This window comes from Fusobacterium sp. IOR10 (genome assembly GCF_010367435.1).
GTDB lineage: Bacteria > Fusobacteriota > Fusobacteriia > Fusobacteriales > Fusobacteriaceae > Fusobacterium_B.
Map to the genome: position 1 here is coordinate 1 of NZ_WJWY01000070.1, position 631 is coordinate 631.

Consider the following 631-nt stretch of genomic DNA (forward strand, 5'->3'; position numbering starts at 1 on the left):
TTGATCTTGCTATTTTTGAAATTTGTAATAGCATTTTCAAAGGATATTTAGCTTTAAGCTCGGCTATTATTATGATTTTTTCTTTTTTTGTAGCTCCCTTTTTTGAACTAAAGCATCTAACTTTTTTAAATATTCATTTTCAGCTTCTAAATAGATATTTCTTTCCTCTAATTCCTTTATTCTTTCTTCAGGCGTTATTTTTTTGTTTTTCTTTTTTAGTTTAGTCATAGTTTTAGTCTTTCTCCCTCTTTTCTTTTCTATGACATTATAACAGTTTTCTTTATATTTTTTAAGCCAGTTAGAAAGTATTCCATTAGAAGTAAGACCAACATCAATTGAAACAGAAATAATTGATTGATTTTCCACAATAACTCTATTAATAGTTTTTTCTTTAAATTCTTTAGAATAATATTTATTTTTTCCATTTCTTAAAATATTATATCCATGTTTTTCAATTAATCTAATCAGATATTTGATATTACTTTTACGAATATTAAAATTTAAAGCTAAAGATTTTACTGTTTCTCCTTTCAACCTTCTTTCATAAATTTCTATTTTTTGTTTATTTGTTAATTTGGACATAAGAAATGCACCCTCCATCTTATTTGTCTAAGATTTTGGGTGCACTACA

At 24.2% G+C, this 631-nt stretch carries 1 pseudogene; it reads right to left on the reverse strand.

Going from position 1 to position 631, the window contains the following annotated elements:
• A pseudogene (locus tag GIL12_RS09985) lies at positions 1-582 on the reverse strand (IS3 family transposase); the annotation flags it as partial.
• Positions 583-631: the final 49 nt, after the last annotated feature.